The organism is Pseudonocardia yuanmonensis (assembly GCF_039542425.1).
GTDB classification, from domain to species: Bacteria; Actinomycetota; Actinomycetes; order Mycobacteriales; family Pseudonocardiaceae; genus Pseudonocardia; species Pseudonocardia yuanmonensis.
On record NZ_BAABIC010000014.1, the window covers coordinates 27,414 to 50,346 of the forward strand.

Sequence of the window (22,933 nt, forward strand, 5' to 3'; positions counted from 1 at the left end):
GCACGATCGCCCGGGCACGATCCCGGGCGTGGTCGATCCCGACCCGTCGCGGGCGACCGAGTTGACGAACGACGGCGGGCCCGGCACCTCGCGGTGCCGGGCCCGTGGCTGTCAGCCCGTGTATCAGGCGGCGTGTCCGCCGGTCTGCCGGCCGGTCACTCGACCGTCGCGTCGACCGTCACCGGGATGTTGCCCCGGGTGGCGTTCGAGTACGGGCAGACCTGGTGCGCGGCCTCGACGAGCTCGTCCGCGGTGGCCTGGTCGACCCCGCCGATCTCGGCGTGCAGGGCGACGGTCAGCGCGTAGCCGCCCTGGTCGTTCGGCCCGATCCCGACCTCGGCCGACACCGACGAGTCGCTGATGTCGATCTTCTTCTGCCGGGCGACCGCCTTGAGGGCCGAGTGGAAGCAGGCCGAGTAGCCGGCCGCGAAGAGCTGCTCGGGGTTGGTGGCCCCGCCCGCGCCGCCCATCTCCTTCGGAGTGGCCAGGTCGAGGTCGAGGATCCCGTCCGACGAGCGGACGTGGCCGTTCCGGGCGTCCCCGCTGGACATGGCGGCGGCGGTGTAGAGGACCTGCACGATCGGCTCCTTCGGTAGAACGAACGGTCTTTCCTGCTGACGCCGACTCTGGCACGGCCCGCCGGGAAGCGCAAGACCGATCGTTCTGTCTGCTACGGTGGCCGCATGCCCGCCCGGCTCGCCGTCCCGCCTTCCCGGGGCGGCCCACGCCCGTCGGAGGCCCGTGACCGGCTGCTGCGCACCGCGTCCGCGCTCTTCTACGGCGAGGGGATCCGCGCGGTGGGCGTCGACCGGGTGATCGGCGAGGCCGCGGTCAGCCGCGCGACCTTCTACCGCCACTTCCCGAGCAAGGACGATCTGGTCGTGGCCTACCTGCGCGAGGTCGACCAGGCGGTCCGCGCCGTCGCGGCGGCCGTGCCGGAGGGGGCGCCGCGGCTGCGGACCGTGGTCGGGAAGATGGGGGAGCAGCTGTGCTCCGCCGGGTTCCGGGGGTGCGCGTTCATCAACGCCGCCGCGGAGTACCCCGATCCGGACAGCCCCGTGCACCGGGCGGTCGCCGAGCACCGGGCATGGTTGACGGCGCTGTTCGTGCGCGAGCTCGGGATCGCCGGGCATCCCGATCCCGAGCAGGCCGCGGCGCAGCTGATGATGCTGCGGGACGGCGCGATGGTCGCCGGCTACCTCGCCGACGCGGTCCGGGCCCGGGAGACGTTGGCGCGCGGGCTCGAGGGGCTGCTCACCCAACGCTGAGCCGGGGCTGCTCACCCGGCGCTGAGCCGGGGCTGCTCACCCGGCGCTGAGCCGAGTCGCGGCGGGCTTCCTCCGGTCGTGAGGAGTGATCGTGCTCGGGCGCAAGGGTGTCGCCGTCCCGCACGCGTAACCGCGAGCACTGCGGCCGCCGTCCGCCGCTGCTCATGATCACCGCCTCTGGACGTGTGCGGTCGGATTCCTACCGTCCCGATCCAGGAACGGTGATCACAGCGGGAGGCCTTGCACCCGCTCAGCCTCCGTACACCCACCTGCCTCCGATCATCGTCCCGCGCACCGCGTGCGCGGACGGCGCGGTCAGGACCTGGGCGAGGGGTCGGTCCAGCAGGACGAGGTCGGCGGGGTCGCCGGGGACGATCCGCCGGGCCGGCCCGCCGGGGTCGTCGGGAGGCGCGAGGTAGGCGTCGAGGGCCTGTCGGGCGGTGAGGGCCTCGCCCGGGGTGAGCGGCGCGCCGTCCGGTGTGCGCCGGGTCGTCGCTGCTCCGATGACAGTCCACGGGTCGACCGGGCCGTAAGGGGCGTCGGAGGAGAACGCCACCGCGACCCCCGCCTCGAGCAGGCTCCGGCAGCGGTAGAGGTCGCCGTGCTCCTCCGCGGGCACCTCGCGCCGGAAGAGGTCGCCGCGGTCGGCGAGGAACCCCGGCTGCGTGACGACGGCGAGCCCGCGCAGCGCCGGGACCAGCTCCTCCGGCACCAGCGCCGCGTGCTCGACCCGGTCCGCGGGGTGCCGCCCGGCCTCGTCGAGCGCGGCGAGCAGCAGCACCAGCGACTCGCGGGTCACGCTGTGCACGGCGACCCCCCGACCGGCCGCGTGGGCGGCGCCGATCCGCGCCACCAGCTCGTCGAACGGCGGCAGGCCCGAGTCGGCGAGCACGATCTTCAGCGGGCCGACCGCGGCCTTCGACGGTACGGTCGCGTCGAGCGGCAGGCCGAGGAGCGTCACGCGCTGCGGGACCGCGGTGAGCGCCCGCGCGGCCTCGTCCGCGAGATCCGGGGTGGCGTCGATGACGGCGGTGATCCCGTACCCCGCCAGCTCCCTGCCGACCTCGGTGAGGTCCGGGAGGACGGCAGCGGGCAGCCGCGTGCGGAGCCAGTCGTCCGCGCGGAACAGCCGGCCGGTCGGGGTGCCGTCGGCCGCGCGCTCGACGCCGGCGTGGTCGAGCGGGCCGAGCGCCGCGAGGGCCCGGGAGTTGAGGACCCACAGCGCGCCGCTGCGGTGCTGGACCCGGACCGGCCGGGCGGGGTGGAGGGCGTCGAGGGTGCGGGCGTCGAGGTCGTCGCCCGGGTAGCCGGTGCCCCGGACCCAGCCGTGCTCGTCGGCCACCGCCGTGCCGAGCGCCGCGGCGAGGCGTGCCGGGTTCGAGCAGTCGACCGAACGGCGGGCCGCGGCCAGCGCGTGCAGGTGGACGTGGTGGTCGACGAGCCCGGGCAGCAGGGCGGCCCCGCCGCAGCCCAGGGCGGGACCGCGCAGCGTGCCGGCGGGCGCGACCACGGCGACGAGCCCGTCCCGCACCCGGACGTCGACCCGCGACCCGTCCACCTCCGCGTCGCGCAGCACCAGGTCGCTCATCGGAGGTCCCTCGGCGTCCCGCAGCAGGTCGCTCACCGGATTCCCAGCTCGGCGAGGACGGCCGCGGTGTCCGCGCCCGAGCCCGGCGCCGGTCCCGGCACCGGGCGCGCACGCGGGGCCGCGACCGGCACCGGGCCGGACGGCGTGTCGACCACCCACCCCGAGCCGTCCCGCCGAGCGCACTGTCCAGGGGTGCCGTCGAGGGTCCGGGCGACCACCTCGGTCATCGCGACGTCGTGCAGCGTGCCCGGCACGGTGAGGGCGAGCGCCGCCGCGGTGAGGCCGGTGAGCGGGTCGGCGATCGCGTCGCCGGCGAAGACCGGCAGCTCTGCGGCGTCGCGGGCGACGAGCCCGGCCGAGGCCGCGACGTCGTCGCCGAACCCGATCCGGTTCGACGCCCGGCCGGCCCCGGTGATCGAGATCCACGTGGCGCCGCGCGCGACCGCGGCCTCGGCGTCGAGCCCGAACCCGCGCAGGGCCCGCGGCCGGGAGGCCTCGATCACGATGTCGGCGGCGTCCACCAGGGCCGCGAGGGCCGCGCGGTCCGCGGGGCCGGCGGGATCGAGCACCACGGAGCGTTCGCCGTGGTGCAGCAGCGCGTGGAACCGCGGCTCCCCGCGCCGCGCCCCGTCCGGCCGCGTCGGCGTCTCCACGGTGACCACGCGGGCCCCGGCCCGCCCGAGCAGGTGGGCACACAGGGGGCCCGCCCACAGCGCGCCGAACGACACGACGAGCCGGCCCGCCACCGACCGCGGGGCGCCGAACGACAGCGGGGTGCACTTCGTGGCGCGGATCGGCGCCGCCGCGACCCCCAGCAGTTCGGCGCGCTCGGCGAGGTCGTGCGCCGGCATCCGGGCCAGCGCGGCGGAGAGCAGCGGCCACGGGTCGTCCTCCGGCAGGGGGTGCTCGACGAGCGCGCCCAGCAGCGCCGGATCGTCCGGCCGGGCACACGAGACGGCGGCCCAGCCCGCCGCGAGCGGCAGGAGCCGGCAGCTCCCGCCCACCGACACCCGCCCCGCCCGCCGGTGGCCGGTGAAGGCCGCGCGCTCGGCGAGCAGGGCGGCCCCGTCGAGCCCGAACAGGGACCCGAGCTCGGCGGCGACCGACGCCGCGCGGCCCGGCGGGACCAGTGGCGGGCCGTCCGGGTGCCCGGTCAGCGGCACGACGCCCGACGCCGCCCAGTCCGCCGTGGCGTCCGTCCCCACGCCGGCACCCTAACCCCGGTCGTGGCGCTAGAGTCACCGCGCCATGACGCCACCCCTGGTTCCGCCCGCCGAGCTGGCCGGCCCGGGGCCGCTGCTCGGCGCGGACGCCCGCGTCCACACCCCGCTGCTTGGGGTGGATCTCACGGCGCCGCCGGCCGACGTCGAGCGGCTCGCGCGGATCGCGGGGGAGTCCGACCGGATCCTCGTGGGTGTGGGCGAGCCGGACCCGGGGTGGGCGCCCCTGGTCGGCGCGCTGGCGCTCACGCTGGTGCCGGTCGGGCGCGACACCGGGCCGGAGCACGTCGGCGTCGACGATCCCGCGGCGGCGCTCGCCGGCCTGCACGCCGCGACGGAGGCGAACCCGCAGGCCGCGACCGTCCTCGCCGGGCTGCTGCGGTGGTCCGTCGACCTGCCGGTGCCGGCCGCGCTCGACGCCGAGTCCTTCGCCTACTCGACCCTGCTCGGCGGGGCGGAGTTCCGCGGCTGGCTCACCCGGCGGGGGCCGCGCCCGCTGCCCCCGCCGGTCGAGGAGCCGGTGCGGGTCACGCGGGCGGGCCGCGTCCTGCACCTCACCCTGAACCGGCCCGAGCGGCGCAACGCCTACGGCCGCCAGGTGCGCGACGCCCTCGTCGACGCGCTCGACCTGGCCCTGCTGGACCCGGCCGTCGAGCAGGTGGTGCTCGACGGCGCCGGCCCGGCCTTCTGCGCCGGCGGCGATCTCGACGAGTTCGGCACCGCCCCCGACCTCGCCACGGCCCACCTGGTCCGGACCCGGGCCGGCGCCGCCCGGCCCGTGCACGCGCTGCGCGACCGCGTCGAGGTCCGGCTGCACGGGCCGTGCGTGGGCGCGGGGATCGAGGTGCCGGCCTTCGCGGGCCGGGTCGTGGCCGCCCCGGACACGACCATCAGGCTGCCCGAGGTCGGGATGGGGCTGATCCCCGGCGCCGGCGGCACGGTGAGCCTGCCGCGGCGCATCGGCCGGTGGCGGACCCTCCACCTCGCCCTCTCGGGCACGCCCTGCGACGCGGCGACGGCGCTCCGCTGGGGTCTCGTCGACGCCGTCGCCGAGCAGTGCCAGGCTGACGCGCATGAGCCGTGACGACAACGGGCCCGACGTGGACACCGACCAGCTGGAACCCGAGGACACGCTGGACTACCGCGGGGTCGAGGACGTGCTCGACGAGGGCTACTCCCCGCCGGAGCGTCCCTGGGCGGTGAACGACTACGGCATCACGCCCTCGGACGAGCACACCGGCGAGGACCTCGACCACCGGCTCGCCCGCGAGATCCCGGACGACTGGGGCGACGACGACGAGGACGCGGACTGGCAGTCCGACACCTCCGACACGGACGGCGAGCTGCGCGACGACCAGGTCGGCAACGCGCGTGCCGGGCGGCTCGTCGACTACGACGACGGCGGCGTCACCGACGACGACGCGGACGCCTGGGCGCGGGACGCCGGGGTGGACGGGGCCGGGGCCTCCGCCGAGGAGGCCGCGGTGCACGTCGTGGACGACGAGTGACGACGAGCGACGACTCGTGAGGACGGGTGACGCCGGTTAACGGCTCCGGCGCGATGATCGTGGTCGGGCCATGACCGGACGACCGACCAGAACGGGGATCGACGTGGCCGCGTCCCCGCTGCCGCGCTGGATCGTGCCCCTCCTCGTGCTCAGCGACCTCGTCGTGCTCGGCGTCCTCTACGCGGTCCTGGGCCGGCCCGGGCTGCTGTTCGGGGTGCCGCTGCTGGTCGGCACGGTGATCGCGCTGCTGGTGCTCCGGCTCGTCACCGCCCCGCACCGGCGCCTGCTCGCGGACCTGCGGGCCGGGGCCGTCGGGCCGCTCGTCCCGAGCGGCGCGGCCGGGGCCACCCGGCCGGGGCCGTATCGGCACGGGTCGTCCGGCGCGGACGACCCGTTGTGGTGGTGGCCGGCCGACGGACCGGCGAGCGGGGACGACTCCTGTCCCGACCGGGACCACCGGCCCGGCGCGGAGCACTCGTGTGGCGGCTCGTGGACCTCGGACTCCGGCCCGGGCCGGTCGGAGTCGGGCGGGTCGGAGCCGGGCTGGTCGGGTTCCGGGGCCGCCTCCGGCTGGTCGGGTTCCGACACGTCGTCGAGCTCCTCCTCGGACTCGTCGTCGAGCTCCTCCTCGGACTCGGGCTCCTCCTCGTCCTCGTCCTCGGACTGACTTCTGGGCCGGGCCCGAAGTGCCGTGGTCAGGCGGGATCGGGGGGTTCGACGATCCGGTGCCGGTAGGCGAGCGCCACCAGCTGGGCGCGGTCGCGGGCGCCGAGCTTGGTCATGGCCCGGCTGACGTGGGTCTTGGCGGTGGCGTGGCTGATGGTCAGCTCGGCGGCGATCTCGGTGTTGCTCAGGCCATGGGCGACCAGGGCGACGATCTGCCGCTCGCGGGCCGTGAGCTGGGCCAGCGCCTCGGCGTCGAGTCGCGGCGGTGCGGCCCGGGCGGTGAGCCGGGCGATCAGCCGCCGGGTCAGCCCGGGGGACAGGAGGGCCTCACCACCGGCGACGACCCTGATGCCGCGCAGCAGCTGGGCGGGCTCGGTGTTCTTGATCAGGAACCCGGCCGCGCCGGCGCCGAGGGCGTCGACGACGTACTCGTCGTGGTCGAAGGTCGTGAGGATGAGGACGTGGACGCCGGCGAGGTCGGGATCGGCGGCGATCTCGCAGGTGGCGCGCAGCCCGTCGACGCCGGGCATGCGGATGTCCATGAGCACGACGTCCGGGCGGGTCCGCCGGGCCAGCTCCACCGCGGTGGCCCCGTCGCCGGCCTCGCCCACCACGACCATGCCGGGCTCGGTGTCGACGAGGACCCGGAAGCCGCCCCGCACCAGGGCCTCGTCGTCGACGATGAGCACGCGCACGGGCGCGGGCACCGGGTCGACCGGGAGGTCGTCGCGGGCGGTCATCGCGTGCCCGGAACAGGGAGTTCGGCGCACACCTCGAACCCGCCGTCGGGGTGGGGGGCCGCGGTGAGGCGGCCGGACAGCGCGCGGGCGCGCTCGCGCATCCCGTCGATGCCGTGTCCGCACGGGGTGCCCGCGGCGGACCTGAGGCCGTCGTCGCGGATCCGGATGAGCAGCCGCGAGGGTTCGTAGGTCAGCGCCAGCCGGACGGTGCGGGCCCCGGCGTGGCGGATCACGTTGGTCAGCGCCTCCTGGACGATCCGGTAGGCGGCCAGGTCGACGGGGGCGGGCAGGGGCCGCGGCTCGCCGTCGACCTCCAGCTCCACCTGCAGGCCGGCGGCCTCGGCCGGGTCGACCAGGTCCGTGAGCCGGTCGAGCCCGCCCCGAGGAGCGCGCGGTTCCGCCGGCGGTTCCTCGGCCGGGCCGTCGTCCCGCAGGATGCCGAGGATCGTGCGGACGTCCGTGAGGCCGTCGTCGCAGATCGTCTTGATCGCGGCGAGCGCCTCGCGGGCCTGCCCGGGCCGCCGGTCGACGACGTGCAGGCCGACCCCCGCCTGCACGCTGGCGGTCGCCAGGGTGTGCCCGACGACGTCGTGCAGTTCGCGGGCGATGCGCAGCCGTTCCTCGGCCGCGAGCCGGCGGGCCCGCTCCTCGCGGGCCTGGGTCTCCCGGGCGTGCCGGGCGCGGGTGGCCGCGAGCACCGCCCGGTGGTACCCGACGGCCGCGCCGGCGCTGCTGGCCGTGGCCGTCAGCAGCACCGCATCGGGCACCACGCCGACGGTCTCGACGTCGCCGAGCACGACGCGGATCGCCAGGATCTGGATCAGCGCGGTGCCCGCGGCACCCGCGGCACCCCACCGCCAGCCCCGGAGGGCCGCGAGGGTGTAGCAGCCGATCAGCGGGGCCAGCGCGACCAGGCGTCCGGGATAGGGGGCGAGGAACCAGACGACGGGGACCACGTCGAGCACGGCCAGGGCCACGACCGGGTGGCGGCGGCGCACGGCGATCGCGGCCGCGATCGCGACGACCAGCACCACCGCTCCGGCGTCGAGGGGTCGGGCGTCCGGCACGGCCGGGCCCACCCCGGCGACCGTGGCGGCGAGGAGTGTCACCGCCACGCAGATCCCGAGACCCGCGTCGGCCGCCGGCGCCGACAGCACGCCGCGCCCCGCCCCGCCCCTGGTGTCGATCATGCGCCCGTCCTCGACCCGCACCCGTCGCCTCCGGTCCATGGTCGCGGGTCTCGCCGCGCGAGCGCATCCACCGCGAGCGGTGTCCGGCACTACGCCCCGGGTCGACGCCGGCTACACCCGGCGGCTGACCCTACGCCGTGGGTATCGGCCGGAAGTGACGACCGTCGTCCGACGCGCACGCCCTGCCCCGGCGCCCACCATCGCTCCCATCGCGCACGGCGCACCGGCCTCGACCGACCCGGCAGGCCGGCTCACCACGACCGGGGGGAGCCCTCGATGTCCGTCCACCAGCTGCTCGCCGCACCCGACGCCGCTGACCTCTCCGTCGCCGTCGGCGGCTACGTGATCGGCACGGGGCGGACGGTCCCCACCGTCGCCGCCGTGCTGGCGCTGGCCGGCGTGGCCGTCGCCGTGCTGGCGCTGGCCCGCCCCCGCGGTCGTCCCGGCACCAGGCGGGCCGCGGCCCTCGTCGGACTGGTGCTGGGGCTCGTCGGCGCGGGCGTCGGCGGGCTGCACGCGGCCAACTCCGCCGGGGGTCTCGGCACCGGCAACGGGCTGGCCGGGGCCGTCGCGGCCGTGGCGCTGGGGCTGATCGGGGCGGTCGTCGCCGGGTTGGCGCTGGCCCGGTCGCGCCGCACCGCCTGACCCGGTCCGACCCGGTCCGGTCAGACGGGGACGACCGCGGCCTCGGCCCGTCGGCGGCTCGCCGTCAAGCGGCGCCGGAACGAGTCCGTGTCGCTGCGCACCGGTCTGGTGGTGTGCAGGAAGTCGAGGAGCGCCTCGGCGAAGCGCGCCGGGTGCTCGGAGTGGGGAAAGTGCCCGGTGCGCTCGAAGACCTCGAGCCGGCTCTGCGGGAGCCGGTCGTGGGCGGCGAGGGTGTGGTCGAGGGGGATCACGGCGTCGTCCGTGCCGGCGACGAGGAGCACCGGGAGGTCGGCGAGCAGGTAGAGCCGGCCCGTCCCGTCGAGGCGCTGGCCGGACCAGGTGAGCGCGCTGCGCACGGTGTGGATGAAGGCCTCGCGCGCACCGTGGTCGGCGAAGGAGGCCAGGGCGCAGGCCAGTTCGTCCAGGTCCGCGAGCGGTACCCCCGGGACGAGCCGCACGGCCCGGTGGCAGAGCTCGGCGATCCGGCGCGGGGTGAGCGTGTGCGCGACCTTCAGGACCGCGGCGGCGCCCGGCAGGCTCGCGGCGCGCAGCGCGATGCTCACGTCCGGGCCGAGACCGCCGCTGGCGTCCAGCACGAGGCGCTCGGTGAGCTCGGGGAACTGGTAGGCGAACTGCATCGCGACACCGCCGCCGAACGAGTGCCCCACCACGGTGGCCCCGTCCAGGCGCAGGGCGAGCAGGAGATCGCGCAGGCCGGCGGCGTAGGCGCCGAGGGAGTAGTCGCCGGTCCGGGGCTTCGCCGACGACCCGTGGCCGAGCAGGTCCGGCGCGACGACGTGCGCGTGCCGTCCGAGCAGGGGCAGCGCCGGCAGCCACGTGGCCGAACTGCTCGCGAGCCCGTGCAGGAGCACGACGGTCGGCCCGCCGCTGCGCCGCCCGCTCTCCAGGTAGGTGACGCGCTGGTCGTGCAGGACGATCTCGCGGCGGGCGACGGAGGCGGGTGCCGTCGAGCGGGAGCGGCGGTGGAGCCGGTGGGCGCGGGGCGGCACGCCGGGCGTGAGGCCACGTCGGGGAAGCTGGCTCATCTCGTCCTTCGGTCGCGGGGCCCTCGGGGACGGGTGTCGATCCCCTCGGCATCGGTGGAGCAGAGCGCCGGTGGTATAGCCGCTTCCGCGATCGATAGTCGGGAGACTGCTGTCGGGGGCGTCACACGGGGTGACCGCGACCGACCCGGAGCGCGGGCCTGCGCCGGCTCCACTACCTCCGCCACTGCCGCCGACACGTCGCCCACACCGCGGTGACCAGGCCGAGCACCGTGAGGAGGGGGATCGGGAGGCAGCACCCGCAGCCGCCGACCGAGACCTCCGAGCCGCGCCGGGTGCGGGTCGAGACGAAGGGCACGGGGCCCCAGAAGCCGACGCGGGTACGCGGTCGGACACCGCCGTGCGGGCGCAGGCCCGGGCCGGCGGCCCGCGCACGACGGGGGCCGAACAGGATGCGGTCGAGCAGCCTGCGCCGGATCTCGGCGACGAGACGGCTCACCGCTCCTCCCCGCTCACGCTGCCGGGTCCCTGCGGATCATGCCCCACGCTCACTCCTCGGTCGGCGTCGTCCGGTGCCGCGGCGGACCCGGTCGGGGCCGCCGATCACCACCCGGGCGGGGGTGTTCCCGCCCCGGAGCGGCTCAACCTCACCGACCGCACGCCGGAGCGGCCCCCGGCTGGACGAGCCGCCTACCGGTGACGACGGCCGTGCAGCCGGGCGAGCAACCGCCAGGCCGGACGCTGCACGAGATCGGGGACGCCGTGCAGGGCGAAGGGCAGGCCGTGCCGGACGTTGATCGCGGCCAGCTCCCCGAGCGGCGGCACCCGGCCGGCGCGCGCCAGCGCGCGGAACTGCTCCTCCAGCGGGCCCGCCGGCGTCTCGCGCATCCGGATCCGTGCGGGCTCGTCGAAGGGATTGGAGAAGGCGTGGACCACCGTGGGCGGCACCGTGGCGGTGTCGCCGGCGCGCAGCTCACGGGTCTCCGCACCGACGACGACCCGCAGGCGTCCCTCCAGCACGGTGAAGGCCTCGGTCTGGACGAGGTGACGATGGCGCGGCGGGCCGCCCAGTCCCGGCGGGAGGAGCGCGTCGACCTCGAACAGCGCGCCGGCGGTGTCGCGGCCCGAGGCCCGGATGGTCACCGCCTCCCCGGTGGGCAGGCGGAGGACGGGGGACGGGGGGCCGAGGTCGGACATCGCGGGCTCCTGCCGGGTCGGGTCGGACCGGTTCACCGGGGGAGCCGCTCGCCCGTCGAGCCCGCCGAGCCCGTAGCGGCGGCCGGTGCGGTCGCCCGGACCTGCCGCAGGAGCGCGGTGAAGGCGAGGGCGGCGGTCACGGCGCCACCGGCGAGGCGGACCCGGTGCCCGGCGACGAACTCGGCCGCGACCCGGCGCAGCTCCTCGGCCGGATGGGTGCCGATCGGGTCGACGAACATGATCTCGTTGCGTGGCCAGAAGAAGAACACGGAGAACAGGAACTCGCAGGCGACGAACACCGCGGCGGCCCCGGCGACCCACCACCGCAGCCGTGGGTCGCGCCAGGTCAGCACGACCGAGGCGAGGCCGGTCACCACGACCGCGAGGCCGAGCGGCGGGAAGTAGTCGGCCGGGCCGCCCGCCACCAGGAACTCCCGCGCCCGGTCCAGCGACGCGGGCGGGTCGGCGAAGATGTTCGGGTACAGCATCACGGTCTCGGCGGCCACGCCGCCGAAGGACAGCAGGGCCGCCCACACGAGGACGACGAGCGCCGTCGTCGTGACGGTGGTGCGGGACATGGGGTCCTCCTCCGCTGGATGGTCCCGGGACGGACGGCCCGGGTCGGGCGAGGGGGACGCTAGGTCCGGGAGCAGGCGGGGGTCTGCCGCCCGGGCGCGCGATCACGTGTCGCTTCTCGACGTACGGGCGGCGGCCTGGTCGTCGCCCCCGAGCGCCTGCCGCGGCGCTGCGCTCCGCTCTACTCTCGACGATCGTGCAGGCCCTCCGCCCCACCCGCGTCGAGGTGCTCCTCGGTGTCGCGGTGTTCTGCCTCGTCGCCGTGGCGGTGATCGGTGACGCCGGCCCGGGCGGCCGGTCGGTCGCCGGCTCCGTGACCGCGTTCGCGTTCGCCGTCGGCTTCGCCGCCCTGGTGCTCGCCGCCCGGGCCTGGCCGGTGCCGGTGCTGCTCGCGACGGCGGTCGGGCTCGTCGCCTACTACGTCCTGGACCTGCCGCCGATCGGCCTGGCCGCGCCGATCGCGGCCGCCCTGTTCGTCGCCGCCGAGCGGGGGCGTGTGCTGTGGGCCGCAGGCGTGGCCGGGTGCCTGCTCGCGGCGTCCGTCGGCGTGCGGCTGACCGAGGGCGACGACGCGGCGATCGTCCTCGGCCTCGAGCTCGGCTCCGAGGCCGCGCTCGTGCTCGCGGTCGTCGCCCTCGGCGACGCGGTCCGGAGCAGGCGGGCGCTGCGGGCCGAGCTCACCCGCCAGGTGGACGCCGCGGAGGAGGAGCGTCGCCGCGAGGCCGCCCGGCAGGTCGACGCCGAACGGGTGCGCATCGCGCGCGAGCTGCACGACACGCTCGGGCACACGATGTCCGTGGTCACGCTGCAGGCGGCGCTGGGGGAGGAGGCCCTCGCCGACGGCAAGCCGGCCGAGGCGCAGGCCGCGCTCGCCGCCATCGGCGCCGCGGGAGCCGGCGCGATGACCGAGCTGCGCGCCACCCTCGGGACCCTGCGTCGCGACACCGGTGCCCCGGAACCCGCGCCGGGCCTCGACCGGCTCCCCGCGCTGGTCGACGGGGTGCGCCGGGGCGGGCTGCCGGTCGAGCTCCACGTCCGCGCGGACACCGCCGCGCTCCCTGCCGTCGTCGCCACCACCACCTACCGGCTGGTCCAGGAGGCGCTCACCAACGTGCTGCGGCACGCCGAGGCCGGCCGCGCCGACGTGACCGTCGAGGCGGGCGGTGGATGGCTGCTCGTCGAGGTCGCCGACGACGGGCGCGGCGCCCCCGGGGCGGCCGCCGTGGAACCCGGCCACGGTCTGCGCGGCATGACCGAGCGGGTCTCCCTGCTCGGCGGCGAGGTGCAGGTCGGCACCGGGGAGGGCGGGGGCTTCCGGGTCCGCGCCCGCCTCCCGATCGGCAGGGCGAGCACGTGAGCGGACGTGCGGGCCCACCATCGGACCCCACAGGCCCCGTGCGCGTCGTCCTCGTCGACGACCAGCACCTCGTCCGCGCGGGCCTGCGCGGGCTCCTCGAGCGCGACCCCGACATCGCCGTCGTCGGCGAGGCGGGCGACGGTGCGACCGGGCTCGCCGTCGTGCGGACCGAGCGGCCGGACGTCGTCCTGATGGACGTGCGCATGCCCGGTACGGACGGGCTCCGGGCCACCCGCGAGATCCTGGCCGACCCGGCCCTCCGGCGGGTCCGGGTCGTCATGCTCACGACCTTCGACGACGACGAGTACCTGTTCGAGGCCATCCGTGCCGGTGCAGCGGGGTTCCTGCTCAAGGACACCCGGCCGGACGCCCTGCGCGACGCGGTGCGCACCGTCGCCGGCGGCGACGCGCTGCTCTCGCCCGCCGTCACGCACCGGGTGCTCGCCGCGGCGGCCCGCGCGGCCGCGCCACCGACCGGATCGCCTGCCTCACCCCGCGCGAGCGGGACGTCCTCGCGCAGGTCGGCCGCGGCCGGTCGAACGCGGAGGTCGGCGCCGCGCTGCACCTGAGCCCGGAGACCGCCCGCACCTACGTCAGCCGGCTCCTCGCAAAGCTGGGCGCGCGCGACCGGTCGCAGCTCGTCGTCATCGCCTACGAGAGCGGCCTCGTGCGCCCCGGCGACTCCTAGTCCCCGCCGCGCGAGTCGACCACGACCTCGTGCCACGTCAGCTCGCTGTCGCCCTCCTGCAGCCCCTCCATCCGGGTGCGGGTCTCGGCGAACGCCTCGTCCTCGTGCCAGGCCTGCCAGTCCGCGCGGCTCTGCCAGGTCCCGACCACGACCCGCGAGTTCTGGCCGTCCAGGGGGATGAGCAGCTGCCCGCCGACCCAGCCGGGCCGCCCGCGGGCGGCCGCGAGCCGGTCGCGCATCGCGGCGTCCCACTCCGGCTCGGACCCTTGCTTCAGCGTGATCTCGGTGATCACCGTCATCATGTCGATCGCTCCTTCCGGCGGCGTGGTCCGCCCCGGGTTCCCGTTCCGGGCCCTCGGCAGTCGCAACGGGTTCCCGGAACGGTCAGGCGCTGTCCCGCACCACGACGTGGGCGGGGAAGCGGCGCACCGCGTCGCCCGGGTCCCAGCGGCCCTCGATCGCGGCGAGGACGACCCCGGCGAGCGGCGTGTCGCCGCCGGTGAGGTCGGCGCGGACCGAGGTCAGCCGCGGGCGGAGCAGGTCGCAGAAGGGGTCGTCGTCCATCCCGATCACGGCGACCCGGCCGGGCACGTCGACGCCGGCGTCGGTGAGGGCGCCGAGCAGCAGGCCGGCGTGCCGGTCCGTCGGCCCGACGACGCCGTCCGGCAGCCCGTCCCGCAGCCACCCGTCGACGACCCGGGCAGCGGCGTCGACCTGGGGGCGCATGGGCACGTGGTGCGCCTCCAGCCCGCGCTCCCGCGCGGCCGCCAGCGCCTCGGCGATCCGGTTCCCCACCACCTGGTCCGCCGCCAGGTCCTCGTGCGACCCCAGAACCGCGATCCGCCGGCAGCCCCGGTCCGCGAGACGGCCGGCGGCGGCCCGGCCGAGCTCGCCGTCGTCGAGCACGACGGTGGCCGTGAGCTCGGACGACCGGCGACCGAGCGCGACCGGCACGGTGCCGGCCTCGGCGAGCATCGCGACGCTCTCCTCGGTGAACCGGTCGAGCGTGGCGACGACGGCCGCGGGGCGCAGCGCCAGCCACGCCCGGGCGGCGGCGAGCCCGCTGACCGTCGGGTCGCCGTGGATGAGGAAGGTGTAGCCCGCCTTGCGCACCTCCGACGCCACCTGCACCAGGCCGAAGAAGGGCAGCCGGTCGCTCATGATCGCGCTGCCGTCGACGTGTCCGACGACGAGGTCGCTGCGCCCCCGGCGCAAGGACCGCGCGCTCACGTGCGGGACGTACCGCAGCGCCTCCGCCGCGGCGAGCACCTTGGCGCGCGTCTGCTCCGGGATCCGGGCGCCGGGCGTCCGGTTGAGCACGTAGGAGGCGGTCGCCCGGGACACACCCGCCTGGCGGGCGACGTCGCTCATCGTCGCGGCCCGGGGTCCTGCCGCGCCGTGCGTTCCGTTCGGACCGGTCGTGCCGTCCACCTGGCCGATCCTGCCAGCCACCACTCCGCCACGATCAGGTTCAGTACCCAAGACGCCCAGACGGAGACACCGACGGCCTGCGCGATCACCGTGGGTGCAACGTCGGCGCCCGACAGGGCGCCCGGTGCGTACACGGCCAGGCAGAGTGGTGACCACACGCGATTGGCCACGATGGACCATGTCAGGGCGACGCTGCGTACCATCCAGGCCCGGTGCTGCGCGTACCGGCGCCGGCGGGCGGCCCGGTGACCGAGCACGCCGGTGATCAGCCACAGGACGCCCAGCGCGGTGTTGCCCGCCTGCTGCACCGGGCCCATCTGCCCGAAGGGCGCCACCGCGAGGACCGCCAGGCCGCCGGGCAGCACGCCGGCGAACAGGTACAGCCGCCCGCTCCACCGGTGCACCCGCGGGTGCGTGCGCCGCAGCCACGGCCAGACCTGCAGCACGCTGGTCAGCAGCGCGACCGTGCCGAAGGCGATGTGCGCCACGAGCATCGGGTAGAAGTGCGGCAGCTCGGGCTGCGGCGAGACCCGCGAGCGCGCGGGGTCGAGCCCGACGTAGGGCGGCAGGGCGGTGACGAGGAAGAGGACCGCCAGGAGCCCGAGCGGGAGGACCCAGGGGCGGCGCCAGAAGGGCGGTGCCGCGGGCGGCGGGATCGGGGACGCGGTGGGTGCGGCCATGTCCCGATCGTTCGACGGCACGGCGCGCGGCGGCAGCCGACCGGCCCCCGGGTACGGGGTGGGGGAAACCGGAGCAGGGCACATCGCCGCAGCTCGGGCACGGTCGTGAGTGGCGAGTGCCCTTCTAGGGGCAGTTGCCGCGCCCGGGGGGAGCGGTGGTGCCGCGGACGACCAGCTCGGGGGTCAGCACGGTCTCGCCGGGGTCGAGGTCGGGGTCGTCCAGCCGGGCGGCCGCGGCACGGACGGCCTGCCGGGCGAGCCGGCCCGCGTCCTGCCGGACCGTCGTGAGGTCGACGTGCGAGAGCCGGGCGAGCCGGTCGTCGTTGTACCCCACCACCGAGACCCGGCCCGGGACGTCGATCCCGCTGCGGCGCAGGGTGTCCAGCAGTCCGAGCGCGCACCGGTCGTTGCCCGCGACCACCGCCGTCGGCAGCTCCGGCTCGGTGAGCAGGGCGTGCGCGGCCGCGATGCCGGCGTCCTCGTGGTAGGCGCCGGGCAGCACCCGCGCGCGGTCGGCGAGGCCGTGCGCCGCCATGGCGTCGAGATAGCCGGTGCGACGGGCGGCGGCGTTGGACCCGGTGCCGCCGTCGACGTGCACGATCTCCCTGTGCCCCAGGCCGGCCAGGTGGTCGACGGCCTGCCGGATCCCGTCCGCGTCGGCGCTGTGCACGCTGTCGAGCCCCGCCGCGGCCCGGCCCACCACGACGGCGACGGTGCGGGCGCCGAGCTCGGCGAGGAAGGCGTCGTCGACGTCCGGCCCGAGCAGCACGATGGCCTCGGCGCGGTGGGCGAGCAGGCCGTCGACCGCCGTCGCCTCGTCCCGGCCGGGGGTGCGCGCGGAGAGCAGCACCTCGTAGCCCAGCCGCTCGGCCTCCGGGTAGATCGCCTCGACGAGGTCGGCCTCGAACGGCTCGCGCACCGTCATCAGCACACCGAGGGTGCGGCTGCGCCCGCGGGCGAGCAGCCGGGCGGCGCCGTCCGGCCGGTAGCCGAGCTCCTCGGCCGCCGCCAGCACGCGCGAGCGGGTCTCGGCGGAGGCGCCCGGCTGGTCGCGGAAGACGAGGGAGACCAGCGCGCGCGAGACTCCGGCGCGGGCCGCGACGTCGACCATGGTCGGCCGGCGGCGCGGCGGGAGGGGCGTGGCCATGGCGGCATCCTTGCAGGTCATGGACGGGCGGTGGATCACCGCGGGATGCGTTCACGAGTATGTCTTGACATGCGCACCTTGCGGTCACCATAGTGTGCCACGGAGCGACTAGAGCGCTCTAGTTCCACGACGAGGGCGTCACTTCACGGGCGCCCACGCACACGGCACCGAGGACCGGGAGACAGCAGCGTGGCCCCTTCATCGACGATCCGGATCGGCTCCGCGCCCGACTCGTGGGGCGTGTGGTTCCCGTCGGATCCCGCGCAGACCCCCGCCGACCGGTTCCTCTCCGAGGTCGCCGGCGCCGGCTACGAGTGGATCGAGATCGGTCCCTACGGCTACCTGCCCACGGACCCGAACGCGCTGCGGGACCAGCTGGACAAGCACGGCCTCAAGGTCAGTGCCGGCACCGTGTTCGAGCACCTGCACCGGCCGGACTCCTGGGAGGACGTCTGGAAGCAGGTCACGGACGTCGCCTCGCTGACCGCGGCGGTCGGCGGCGAGCACATCGTGGTCATCCCGGACACCTGGCGCGACCACAAGACCGGCGCCCCGCTGGAGGACCGCGTCCTGTCCGACGAGCGGTGGGGGCTGCTGACCACCGGGATGGACGAGCTGGGCCGCCGCATCCTGGAGGAGTACGGGCTGCGGGTCCAGTTCCACAGCCACGCCGACTCGCACGTCGGGTACCAGCACGAGATCGAGCGGTTCTGCGAGAACACGAACCCCGACTACGTGAACCTCTGCCTCGACACCGGGCACGTCTCGTACTACGGCGGCGACAACGTCGCGCTGATCAAGAAGTACCCCGAGCGCATCGGCTACCTGCACCTCAAGCAGGTCGACCCTGCGGTGATCGCCCGCGTCGAGGCCGAGGACATCCCCTTCCCGGACGCCGTGAAGCTCGGCGCGATGGTCGAGCCGCCGCTGGGCGTGCCGGACATGCGCGAGCTGCTCGCCGCCGTCGAGGAGCTCGACCGGGACATCTACGCGATCGTCGAGCAGGACATGTACCCCTGCCCGCCGGACCACCCGCTGCCCATCGCGCGGCGCACGCACACCTACCTCGCCGGCTGCTCGGGCCGGCTCGACATCGGCACCCCGAAGGCCTGAGAGGACGCGAAGACATGTCGGACGATCTGCGTATCGCCGTGGTCGGCGTGGGGAAGATGGGCTCCTTCCACGTCGACAGCCTCACCCGTCGCGTCCGCGGTGCCCGCGTGACCGTGGTCAACGACTTCTCCCCCGAGCAGGCGGAGAAGGTCGCCGCCCCGGTCGGCGCCCGCACCGTCGCCGACCCGTTCGAGGCCGTCGGGGCCGACGACGTCGACGCCGTCGTGCTGGCCAGCCCCGGCTTCGCGCACGAGAAGCAGGTCCTGGCCTGCCTCGAGCGCGGCATCCCGGTGCTGTGCGAGAAGCCGCTGACCATGGACGGCCCCTCGTCCTACGAGGTCGTGAAGGCGCAGGCCGAGAGCGGCCGCGACCTGATCCAGGTCGGTTTCATGCGCCGCTTCGACACCGAGTACGTCGCGCTGCGCGAGCTGATCGCGAGCGGCTCGGTCGGCGCCCCGCTGATGCTGCACTGCACGCACCGCAACCCGGCGGTGCCGGACTCCTTCACCTCGGAGATGGCCATGGCCGACTCCGTGGTGCACGAGGCGGACTGCACCCGCTTCCTGCTCGGCGAGGAGGTCGTGGCGGTCACCGTGCTGCGCGGGGCGGCGACGTCCGCGGCGCCCGAGGGCGTCTCGGACCCGATGCTCGTGCTGTTCGAGACCGAGTCCGGCCGGCTGGTCACCGTCGAGAGCTTCGTGCGCACCCAGGTCGCCTACGAGGTCCGCACGGAGCTCGTCGCCGAGAAGGGCAGCGCCACGATCGGGCTCGACCAGAACCTGGTGGTCAAGCAGGCCGGCCGCTGGGGCGGCACCATCGCCCCCGACTTCGTGGTGCGCTTCGGGCAGGCCTACGACACCCAGATGCAGCGCTGGGTGGATGCCGCCCGCCGCGGCACGATCGACGGCGCGAACGCCTGGGACGGCTACGCCGCCGCCGCGATCTGCGAGGCCGGCGTGCAGGCCGTCCGCACCGCCGGGCGCGTCGAGGTGAAGCTGGAGGCGCGGCCGTGAAGCTCGCGCTGGACCCGCAGATGTTCTACGCCACGCACTCGGTGCACGAGCTGCCCGACGTGGTCGCGAAGATGGGCTACCGCTGGATGGAGCTGTCGCCCAAGGCGGACTTCATCCCGTTCTTCCAGCACCCGCGCGTCGACGACGCCGGGGTGGCGAAGCTGCGCAAGCGCGCGGCGGACGCCGGGGTGGGGATCGCCTCGGTGCTGCCGGTGCTGCGCTGGTCCGGTCCCGGCGAGGAGGAGCGCCAGGCCGCGGTGCGGGCCTGGAAGCGGGCCATCCAGATCACCGTCGACCTCGGCGTGGACACGATGAACTCGGAGTTCAACGGCCGCCCGGAGGGCGCGGAGTTCGCCGAGGCGCAGTTCCTGCGGTCGATGGACGAGCTGATCCCGGTGTTCGAGCGCGAGGGCATCACGCTGGTGCTCGAGCCGCACCCGGACGACTTCATCGAGGACGGGCACGCCGCGGTGCAGATGGTGCGCGGGCTGAACCGGGACTGGATCTCGTTCCTGTACTGCACCCCGCACACCTTCCACCAGGGCGGTACCGGCGGAGACCCGGCCGGGATCATCGGCGCGGCCGGCGACAAGGTCACCTACGTGCACCTGGCCGACACCCTGGACCACACGGCGTCGAACGGGCTGCGCTACATCGTCAACCCGCCGGGGTCGACCGCGCGGGTGCACCAGCACGCCGAGATCGGCCGCGGCGAGGTCGACTTCGACGCGGTGTTCGCCGCGCTCGCCTCGGTCGGGTTCGACGGCGTGGTCTCGTCCTGCGTGTTCGGCTGGGAGGAGGACGCCGAGGGCATCAGCGTGCGGCAGCGGGAGAAGGCTACCGCCCTGATCGAGAAGCACTTCGGCGCCGACCGCCTCAACGCCTGATCGTCCGGCCGCGAGGGGCCGGTGCCCCTCGCGGCACCGCTCCCCTCGCGAAGGATTCCCTTGTCCCACGACACGCACGACGCCGTGCCGGCCGTCAGCACGGAGGTCCCCGGCCCGCACACCCGGCGGCTGAAGCTCCTGACGGTCGTCGCGACCTTCGGCGGCCTGCTCTTCGGCTACGACACCGGCGTGATCAACGGCGCCCTGCCGTACATGACCGACGACCTGGGTCTGACCCCGGCGACCGAGGGCATCGTCACCAGCTCCCTGCTCCTCGGTGCGGCCCTCGGCGCCTTCCTCGGCGGGCGCATCTCCGACCGCCGCGGCCGCCGCACCATGATCCTCTGGCTGGCGGTGCTGTTCGCCGTCGGCACCCTCGTCTGCACCTTCGCGCCGGGCGTCGGCGTGATGGTGTTCGGCCGGGTGGTGCTGGGCCTGGCCGTCGGTGGCGCGTCCGTCACGGTGATCGCCTACCTGTCCGAGGTCTCGCCCGCGGAGCGGCGCGGCCGGCTCGTCACACAGAACGAGCTCATGATCGTCTCCGGGCAGCTGCTCGCCTTCGTCTGCAACGCCGTGATCGGCGGGATCTGGGGCGAGGCCGGCGGCGTCTGGCGCTGGATGCTGGTGATCGCCACGCTGCCCGCGGTCGCGCTCTGGATCGGCATGCTCGCGATGCCCGAGAGCCCGCGCTGGCTGGCGTCGCGCGGCCGGTTCGGCGAGGCGCTCGCCGTGCTGCAGCAGGTGCGGGACGCAAAGCGGGCGGAGGCCGAGCTGGCCGAGGTCCGCGCGTTGGCGGAGGAGGACCGGGCCGCGCAGACCGCGGGCTGGCGCGACCTCGCCGTGCCGTGGATCCGCCGCATCGTGGTCGTCGGCCTGGCGATCGCCGTCATGCAGCAGATCACCGGCGTGAACTCGATCATGTACTACGGCACGCAGATCCTCACCGAGTCCGGCTTCGACCGGAACGGCGCGTTGATCGCGAACATCGCCAACGGCGTGATCTCCGTGGTGGCCACGTTCGTCGGCATCTGGCTGCTCGGGCGGGTGCCGCGACGGCCCATGCTCATCGCCGGGCAGATCGGCACCTTCTGCGCGCTGCTGCTCGTCGGCGTCTTCTCGCTGGTCCTGCCCGAGGGTGTCGGCCGCGCGTCGGTCGTGCTGGCGCTGACCGTGACCTTCCTGGCCTTCCAGCAGGGCGCGATCTCCCCGGTGACGTGGCTGATGCTGTCCGAGATCTTCCCGCTCAAGCTCCGCGGCCTCGGCATGGGCGTGTGCGGGCTGATGCTGTGGATCGTGAACTTCCTGGTCGGCCTGCTCTTCCCGATCCTGGTGGCGGGCATCGGGATCTCCGCGACGTTCTTCCTGTTCGCCGGTCTCGGGGTGTGCGCCATGCTGGTGGCGAAGGCGATCGTGCCGGAGACCAAGGGGCGGACCCTGGAGCAGCTCGAGCGGGAGTTCAAGCAGGCGGGCGCTCCGGCGGAGGTGGCGCGGTGACGGTGGTGGTGGCGGTCCCGGACTCGCCCGAGGGGCGGACGGCCCTGTCGGCGGCGATCGACGAGGCACGGCGCCGCGAGACGGACCTGGTCGTGCTGAACCTCGCGCTCGACCCGCTCGACGTCATCGGGATGCCGAGCGACCTGCCCATCACGGTCCGGGAGCGCACCGGGCACGCCGACCTCGCCGACTGCGTCCTCGCCGCCCTCGACGAGTACGAGGGCAAGGTCGACCTGCTCGTGATCGGGATGAAGCGCCGCACCCCGATCGGCAAGGCGCTGCTCGGGAGCCTCTCCCAGCGCCTGCTGCTGGAGGCCGACGTCCCGGTGCTTGCCGTCAAACGCTGAACGGCACAAGGCGTCGGCCGGGCCGCAGTGCTCGCGGATCCGGGTGCGGGCTGAGGTGCCCGCGGTCCGGCAGGCGGTGCTCGCGGATCCGCGTGCGGCGGGCAGTGTTCGCGGTTCCGCATCCAGCGCCGTCGACCATGATCAGTGGTCGTGGACGGAGCCGGTCGATCTTCGACCGTCGCGGTCCAGGAGCGACGATCATGAGTGGTTCCCGCACTCCGGTGCCCGACGACGTAACGGCACCCCGTCCTGAGGACGGGGTGCCGTCGTTCATCGGTCGTTCTTCGACCGGGGGATCCGGCCGACGGGATCACTCCCGCTCGGAGCCCTTCTCGGCCTCCTGCGCCGGCAGCTCGGCGGTCGTGACCTGCACCGGGATGCTGGTCACGCCCGGCTTGCGGGGCTCGGCGTAGGCGCCGGCCACGCGGACCTTCAGCACGCCCGCCTCGTAGGTGGCGCTCACCGCGTCGGCCGTGACGTGCTGCGGCAGGGCGAAGCTGCGGCGGAAGGAGCCGTAGCGCACCTCGCGGAACCGGCGGCCGTCGGCGTCCTCGCGCCGCTCGTCACGGCGCTCGCCGTGCACGACCAGCCGGCCCTCCTCGACGTCAACGTGCACGTCCGAGGCGGGGTCGAGGCCCGGGACCTCCAGGGAGACCAGGGCGTCGTCGCCGTCGCGGGTCACGTCGGCGGCCGGGGTGGAGCCGCTGTCCGGGCGCGGGAAGCGCACGGGCGAGGGACCGAACGCGCGGCGGACGAGGGCGTCGAACTCGGCGAAGGGGTCGCGACGCGGGATCAGGGTGCTCATGATGTGTCTCCTCGATGCTGGTCGCTGGCGCGGTTCGCAGCGTCTGACTGAGTAAACCTGAGCCTGACCGGCTCAATTCCCGACGGCGAGGAGTAGTTCGGGTCACACTGAGGACGGCCCGAGGGCCGTCTCGAGGCGCTGTGCGGAAGGGGAGCGGTGAGCGGTTTCGACGCGGAGAACGAGCGGTCCGACGCGGGCGATCCGGTCTGCTGGCTGCATCGCCTGTGCCCGGCCTGCGGCGCCATGCCCACCGATGACCCCACCGCCCCATCGGACCGGTGCTGGCGGTGCGGGGAGCCGTTCGTCGAGGAGTGACAGGCCTTCCGTGAGCGCGACAGCAGTCGGCGAAACATAGTCAGCTCCCCGAGA

Annotated in this window: 25 protein-coding genes and 1 pseudogene; 12 read left to right on the plus strand and 14 right to left on the minus strand. The window is 75.4% G+C overall.

What is annotated here, in order from left to right:
• Positions 1 to 155: 155 nt before the first annotated feature.
• Entirely contained in the window at positions 156 to 581 is a 426-nt protein-coding gene (locus tag ABD990_RS20475; RefSeq protein WP_345382408.1) for an organic hydroperoxide resistance protein, read from the minus strand.
• Positions 582 to 683: 102 nt separating this feature from the next.
• Here ABD990_RS20475 and ABD990_RS20480 point away from each other — a divergent pair, with 102 nt between their 5' ends.
• Positions 684 to 1,268, plus strand: coding sequence for a TetR/AcrR family transcriptional regulator (locus tag ABD990_RS20480; RefSeq protein ID WP_345382237.1), 585 nt, complete (start codon positions 684 to 686; stop codon positions 1,266 to 1,268).
• A gap of 250 nt (positions 1,269 to 1,518) precedes the next feature.
• Here ABD990_RS20480 and ABD990_RS20485 read toward each other — a convergent pair whose 3' ends face one another.
• Together ABD990_RS20485 and ABD990_RS20490 are read right to left on the minus strand one after the other, a co-directional pair.
• Positions 1,519 to 2,856, minus strand: coding sequence for an amidohydrolase family protein (locus ABD990_RS20485; RefSeq protein WP_345382238.1), 1,338 nt, complete (start codon positions 2,854 to 2,856; stop codon positions 1,519 to 1,521).
• Positions 2,857 to 2,888: 32 nt separating this feature from the next.
• Entirely contained in the window at positions 2,889 to 4,061 is a 1,173-nt protein-coding gene (locus ABD990_RS20490; RefSeq protein ID WP_345382239.1) for a CoA transferase, read from the minus strand.
• A 43-nt stretch (positions 4,062 to 4,104) separates the two neighbouring features.
• Here ABD990_RS20490 and ABD990_RS20495 point away from each other — a divergent pair, with 43 nt between their 5' ends.
• The 3 genes from ABD990_RS20495 (at position 4,105) to ABD990_RS20505 (ending at position 6,251) form a co-directional block, all read left to right on the plus strand.
• Positions 4,105 to 5,160 carry an enoyl-CoA hydratase/isomerase family protein gene (locus ABD990_RS20495; protein ID WP_345382240.1) on the plus strand — a complete coding sequence of 352 codons (1,056 nt, stop codon included), beginning with the start codon at positions 4,105 to 4,107 and terminating at the stop codon, positions 5,158 to 5,160.
• Positions 5,150 to 5,584, plus strand: a complete 435-nt coding sequence (locus ABD990_RS20500; RefSeq protein ID WP_345382241.1) for a DUF5709 domain-containing protein — start codon at positions 5,150 to 5,152, stop codon at positions 5,582 to 5,584. The genes ABD990_RS20495 and ABD990_RS20500 overlap by 11 nt, the downstream gene beginning before the upstream one ends.
• A 70-nt stretch (positions 5,585 to 5,654) precedes the next feature.
• Positions 5,655 to 6,251, plus strand: coding sequence for a hypothetical protein (locus ABD990_RS20505; protein ID WP_345382242.1), 597 nt, complete (start codon positions 5,655 to 5,657; stop codon positions 6,249 to 6,251).
• 28 nt (positions 6,252 to 6,279) lie between these two features.
• Here the strand turns inward: ABD990_RS20505 and ABD990_RS20510 are convergent, their stop codons facing one another.
• Entirely contained in the window at positions 6,280 to 6,990 is a 711-nt protein-coding gene (locus tag ABD990_RS20510; protein ID WP_345382244.1) for a response regulator, read from the minus strand.
• The gene (locus ABD990_RS20515; protein ID WP_345382245.1) at positions 6,987 to 8,180 is read right to left on the minus strand and encodes a sensor histidine kinase; all 1,194 of its coding nucleotides are present in this window, start codon (positions 8,178 to 8,180) and stop codon (positions 6,987 to 6,989) included. The genes ABD990_RS20510 and ABD990_RS20515 overlap by 4 nt, the downstream gene beginning before the upstream one ends.
• 276 nt (positions 8,181 to 8,456) lie before the next feature.
• Here ABD990_RS20515 and ABD990_RS20520 point away from each other — a divergent pair, with 276 nt between their 5' ends.
• On the plus strand, positions 8,457 to 8,825 hold the full coding sequence (locus tag ABD990_RS20520; RefSeq protein ID WP_345382247.1) for a DUF6223 family protein: 369 nt from the start codon (positions 8,457 to 8,459) through the stop codon (positions 8,823 to 8,825).
• 20 nt (positions 8,826 to 8,845) lie between these two features.
• Here ABD990_RS20520 and ABD990_RS20525 read toward each other — a convergent pair whose 3' ends face one another.
• The 4 genes from ABD990_RS20525 to ABD990_RS20540 all read right to left on the minus strand — a co-directional run bounded on the left by ABD990_RS20525 (position 8,846) and on the right by ABD990_RS20540 (position 11,604).
• A complete protein-coding gene (locus tag ABD990_RS20525; protein WP_345382248.1) occupies positions 8,846 to 9,871 on the minus strand; it encodes an alpha/beta fold hydrolase in 1,026 nt (341 codons plus the stop codon).
• Between the two features lie 172 nt (positions 9,872 to 10,043).
• Complete coding sequence (locus ABD990_RS20530) at positions 10,044 to 10,328, minus strand: hypothetical protein (RefSeq protein ID WP_345382249.1); 285 nt, start codon at positions 10,326 to 10,328, stop codon at positions 10,044 to 10,046.
• 191 nt (positions 10,329 to 10,519) lie between these two features.
• Positions 10,520 to 11,026 carry a cupin domain-containing protein gene (locus tag ABD990_RS20535; protein WP_345382251.1) on the minus strand — a complete coding sequence of 169 codons (507 nt, stop codon included), beginning with the start codon at positions 11,024 to 11,026 and terminating at the stop codon, positions 10,520 to 10,522.
• Positions 11,027 to 11,058: 32 nt separating this feature from the next.
• A complete protein-coding gene (locus tag ABD990_RS20540; protein ID WP_345382252.1) occupies positions 11,059 to 11,604 on the minus strand; it encodes a DUF1772 domain-containing protein in 546 nt (181 codons plus the stop codon).
• Between the two features lie 194 nt (positions 11,605 to 11,798).
• On the opposite strand from ABD990_RS20540, the gene ABD990_RS20545 reads away from it, so the two are divergent.
• Positions 11,799 to 12,959 (plus strand): sensor histidine kinase, encoded by a 1,161-nt coding sequence (locus tag ABD990_RS20545; RefSeq protein ID WP_345382253.1) that lies wholly within the window; start codon positions 11,799 to 11,801, stop codon positions 12,957 to 12,959.
• Between the two features lie 38 nt (positions 12,960 to 12,997).
• Positions 12,998 to 13,647, plus strand: a pseudogene (locus ABD990_RS20550) (response regulator transcription factor).
• Here ABD990_RS20550 and ABD990_RS20555 read toward each other — a convergent pair.
• The 4 genes from ABD990_RS20555 to ABD990_RS20570 form a co-directional block, all read right to left on the minus strand.
• A complete protein-coding gene (locus ABD990_RS20555) occupies positions 13,644 to 13,949 on the minus strand; it encodes an antibiotic biosynthesis monooxygenase family protein (RefSeq protein ID WP_345382254.1) in 306 nt (101 codons plus the stop codon). The pseudogene ABD990_RS20550 and the gene ABD990_RS20555 overlap by 4 nt on opposite strands.
• 82 nt (positions 13,950 to 14,031) lie before the next feature.
• Complete coding sequence (locus tag ABD990_RS20560; protein ID WP_345382255.1) at positions 14,032 to 15,018, minus strand: LacI family DNA-binding transcriptional regulator; 987 nt, start codon at positions 15,016 to 15,018, stop codon at positions 14,032 to 14,034.
• Positions 15,015 to 15,758 (minus strand): DUF2306 domain-containing protein, encoded by a 744-nt coding sequence (locus ABD990_RS20565; protein ID WP_345382256.1) that lies wholly within the window; start codon positions 15,756 to 15,758, stop codon positions 15,015 to 15,017. Before ABD990_RS20565 ends, ABD990_RS20560 begins: the two co-directional genes overlap by 4 nt.
• Positions 15,759 to 15,882: 124 nt before the next feature.
• The gene (locus ABD990_RS20570) at positions 15,883 to 16,905 is read right to left on the minus strand and encodes a LacI family DNA-binding transcriptional regulator (RefSeq protein ID WP_345382257.1); all 1,023 of its coding nucleotides are present in this window, start codon (positions 16,903 to 16,905) and stop codon (positions 15,883 to 15,885) included.
• A 189-nt stretch (positions 16,906 to 17,094) separates the two neighbouring features.
• On the opposite strand from ABD990_RS20570, the gene ABD990_RS20575 reads away from it, so the two are divergent.
• The 5 genes from ABD990_RS20575 to ABD990_RS20595 are packed head-to-tail and all read left to right on the plus strand — an operon-like array spanning position 17,095 to position 21,759.
• Complete coding sequence (locus ABD990_RS20575; protein ID WP_345382258.1) at positions 17,095 to 18,018, plus strand: sugar phosphate isomerase/epimerase family protein; 924 nt, start codon at positions 17,095 to 17,097, stop codon at positions 18,016 to 18,018.
• Between the two features lie 14 nt (positions 18,019 to 18,032).
• Positions 18,033 to 19,031 (plus strand): Gfo/Idh/MocA family protein, encoded by a 999-nt coding sequence (locus ABD990_RS20580; protein ID WP_345382259.1) that lies wholly within the window; start codon positions 18,033 to 18,035, stop codon positions 19,029 to 19,031.
• Positions 19,028 to 19,918: a sugar phosphate isomerase/epimerase family protein gene (locus tag ABD990_RS20585; protein WP_345382260.1), complete on the plus strand. Its 891-nt coding sequence runs from the start codon at positions 19,028 to 19,030 to the stop codon at positions 19,916 to 19,918. Before ABD990_RS20580 ends, ABD990_RS20585 begins: the two co-directional genes overlap by 4 nt.
• Positions 19,919 to 19,978: 60 nt before the next feature.
• Positions 19,979 to 21,412: a sugar porter family MFS transporter gene (locus ABD990_RS20590; RefSeq protein ID WP_345382261.1), complete on the plus strand. Its 1,434-nt coding sequence runs from the start codon at positions 19,979 to 19,981 to the stop codon at positions 21,410 to 21,412.
• Positions 21,409 to 21,759 (plus strand): universal stress protein, encoded by a 351-nt coding sequence (locus ABD990_RS20595; protein ID WP_345382262.1) that lies wholly within the window; start codon positions 21,409 to 21,411, stop codon positions 21,757 to 21,759. The genes ABD990_RS20590 and ABD990_RS20595 overlap by 4 nt, the downstream gene beginning before the upstream one ends.
• A 310-nt stretch (positions 21,760 to 22,069) precedes the next feature.
• Here the strand turns inward: ABD990_RS20595 and ABD990_RS20600 are convergent, their stop codons facing one another.
• Entirely contained in the window at positions 22,070 to 22,564 is a 495-nt protein-coding gene (locus tag ABD990_RS20600) for an Hsp20/alpha crystallin family protein (protein WP_345382263.1), read from the minus strand.
• Positions 22,565 to 22,933: the final 369 nt, after the last annotated feature.

What these genes read in the sequence shown, in the direction of transcription:
- ABD990_RS20485 (WP_345382238.1), bottom strand. Translation starts at nt 2,856, where the DNA reads ATGAGCGACCTGGTGCTGCGCGACGCGGAGGTGGACGGGTCGCGGGTC.
- ABD990_RS20495 (WP_345382240.1), top strand. Translation starts at nt 4,105, where the DNA reads ATGACGCCACCCCTGGTTCCGCCCGCCGAGCTGGCCGGCCCGGGGCCG.
- ABD990_RS20535 (WP_345382251.1), bottom strand. Translation starts at nt 11,026, where the DNA reads ATGTCCGACCTCGGCCCCCCGTCCCCCGTCCTCCGCCTGCCCACCGGG.
- ABD990_RS20520 (WP_345382247.1), top strand. Translation starts at nt 8,457, where the DNA reads ATGTCCGTCCACCAGCTGCTCGCCGCACCCGACGCCGCTGACCTCTCC.
- ABD990_RS20565 (WP_345382256.1), bottom strand. Translation starts at nt 15,758, where the DNA reads ATGGCCGCACCCACCGCGTCCCCGATCCCGCCGCCCGCGGCACCGCCC.
- ABD990_RS20505 (WP_345382242.1), top strand. Translation starts at nt 5,655, where the DNA reads ATGACCGGACGACCGACCAGAACGGGGATCGACGTGGCCGCGTCCCCG.
- ABD990_RS20515 (WP_345382245.1), bottom strand. Translation starts at nt 8,180, where the DNA reads ATGATCGACACCAGGGGCGGGGCGGGGCGCGGCGTGCTGTCGGCGCCG.
- ABD990_RS20510 (WP_345382244.1), bottom strand. Translation starts at nt 6,990, where the DNA reads ATGACCGCCCGCGACGACCTCCCGGTCGACCCGGTGCCCGCGCCCGTG.
- ABD990_RS20570 (WP_345382257.1), bottom strand. Translation starts at nt 16,905, where the DNA reads ATGGCCACGCCCCTCCCGCCGCGCCGCCGGCCGACCATGGTCGACGTC.
- ABD990_RS20580 (WP_345382259.1), top strand. Translation starts at nt 18,033, where the DNA reads ATGTCGGACGATCTGCGTATCGCCGTGGTCGGCGTGGGGAAGATGGGC.
- ABD990_RS20500 (WP_345382241.1), top strand. Translation starts at nt 5,150, where the DNA reads ATGAGCCGTGACGACAACGGGCCCGACGTGGACACCGACCAGCTGGAA.
- ABD990_RS20560 (WP_345382255.1), bottom strand. Translation starts at nt 15,018, where the DNA reads ATGAGCGACGTCGCCCGCCAGGCGGGTGTGTCCCGGGCGACCGCCTCC.
- ABD990_RS20600 (WP_345382263.1), bottom strand. Translation starts at nt 22,564, where the DNA reads ATGAGCACCCTGATCCCGCGTCGCGACCCCTTCGCCGAGTTCGACGCC.
- ABD990_RS20540 (WP_345382252.1), bottom strand. Translation starts at nt 11,604, where the DNA reads ATGTCCCGCACCACCGTCACGACGACGGCGCTCGTCGTCCTCGTGTGG.
- ABD990_RS20480 (WP_345382237.1), top strand. Translation starts at nt 684, where the DNA reads ATGCCCGCCCGGCTCGCCGTCCCGCCTTCCCGGGGCGGCCCACGCCCG.
- ABD990_RS20555 (WP_345382254.1), bottom strand. Translation starts at nt 13,949, where the DNA reads ATGATGACGGTGATCACCGAGATCACGCTGAAGCAAGGGTCCGAGCCG.
- ABD990_RS20525 (WP_345382248.1), bottom strand. Translation starts at nt 9,871, where the DNA reads ATGAGCCAGCTTCCCCGACGTGGCCTCACGCCCGGCGTGCCGCCCCGC.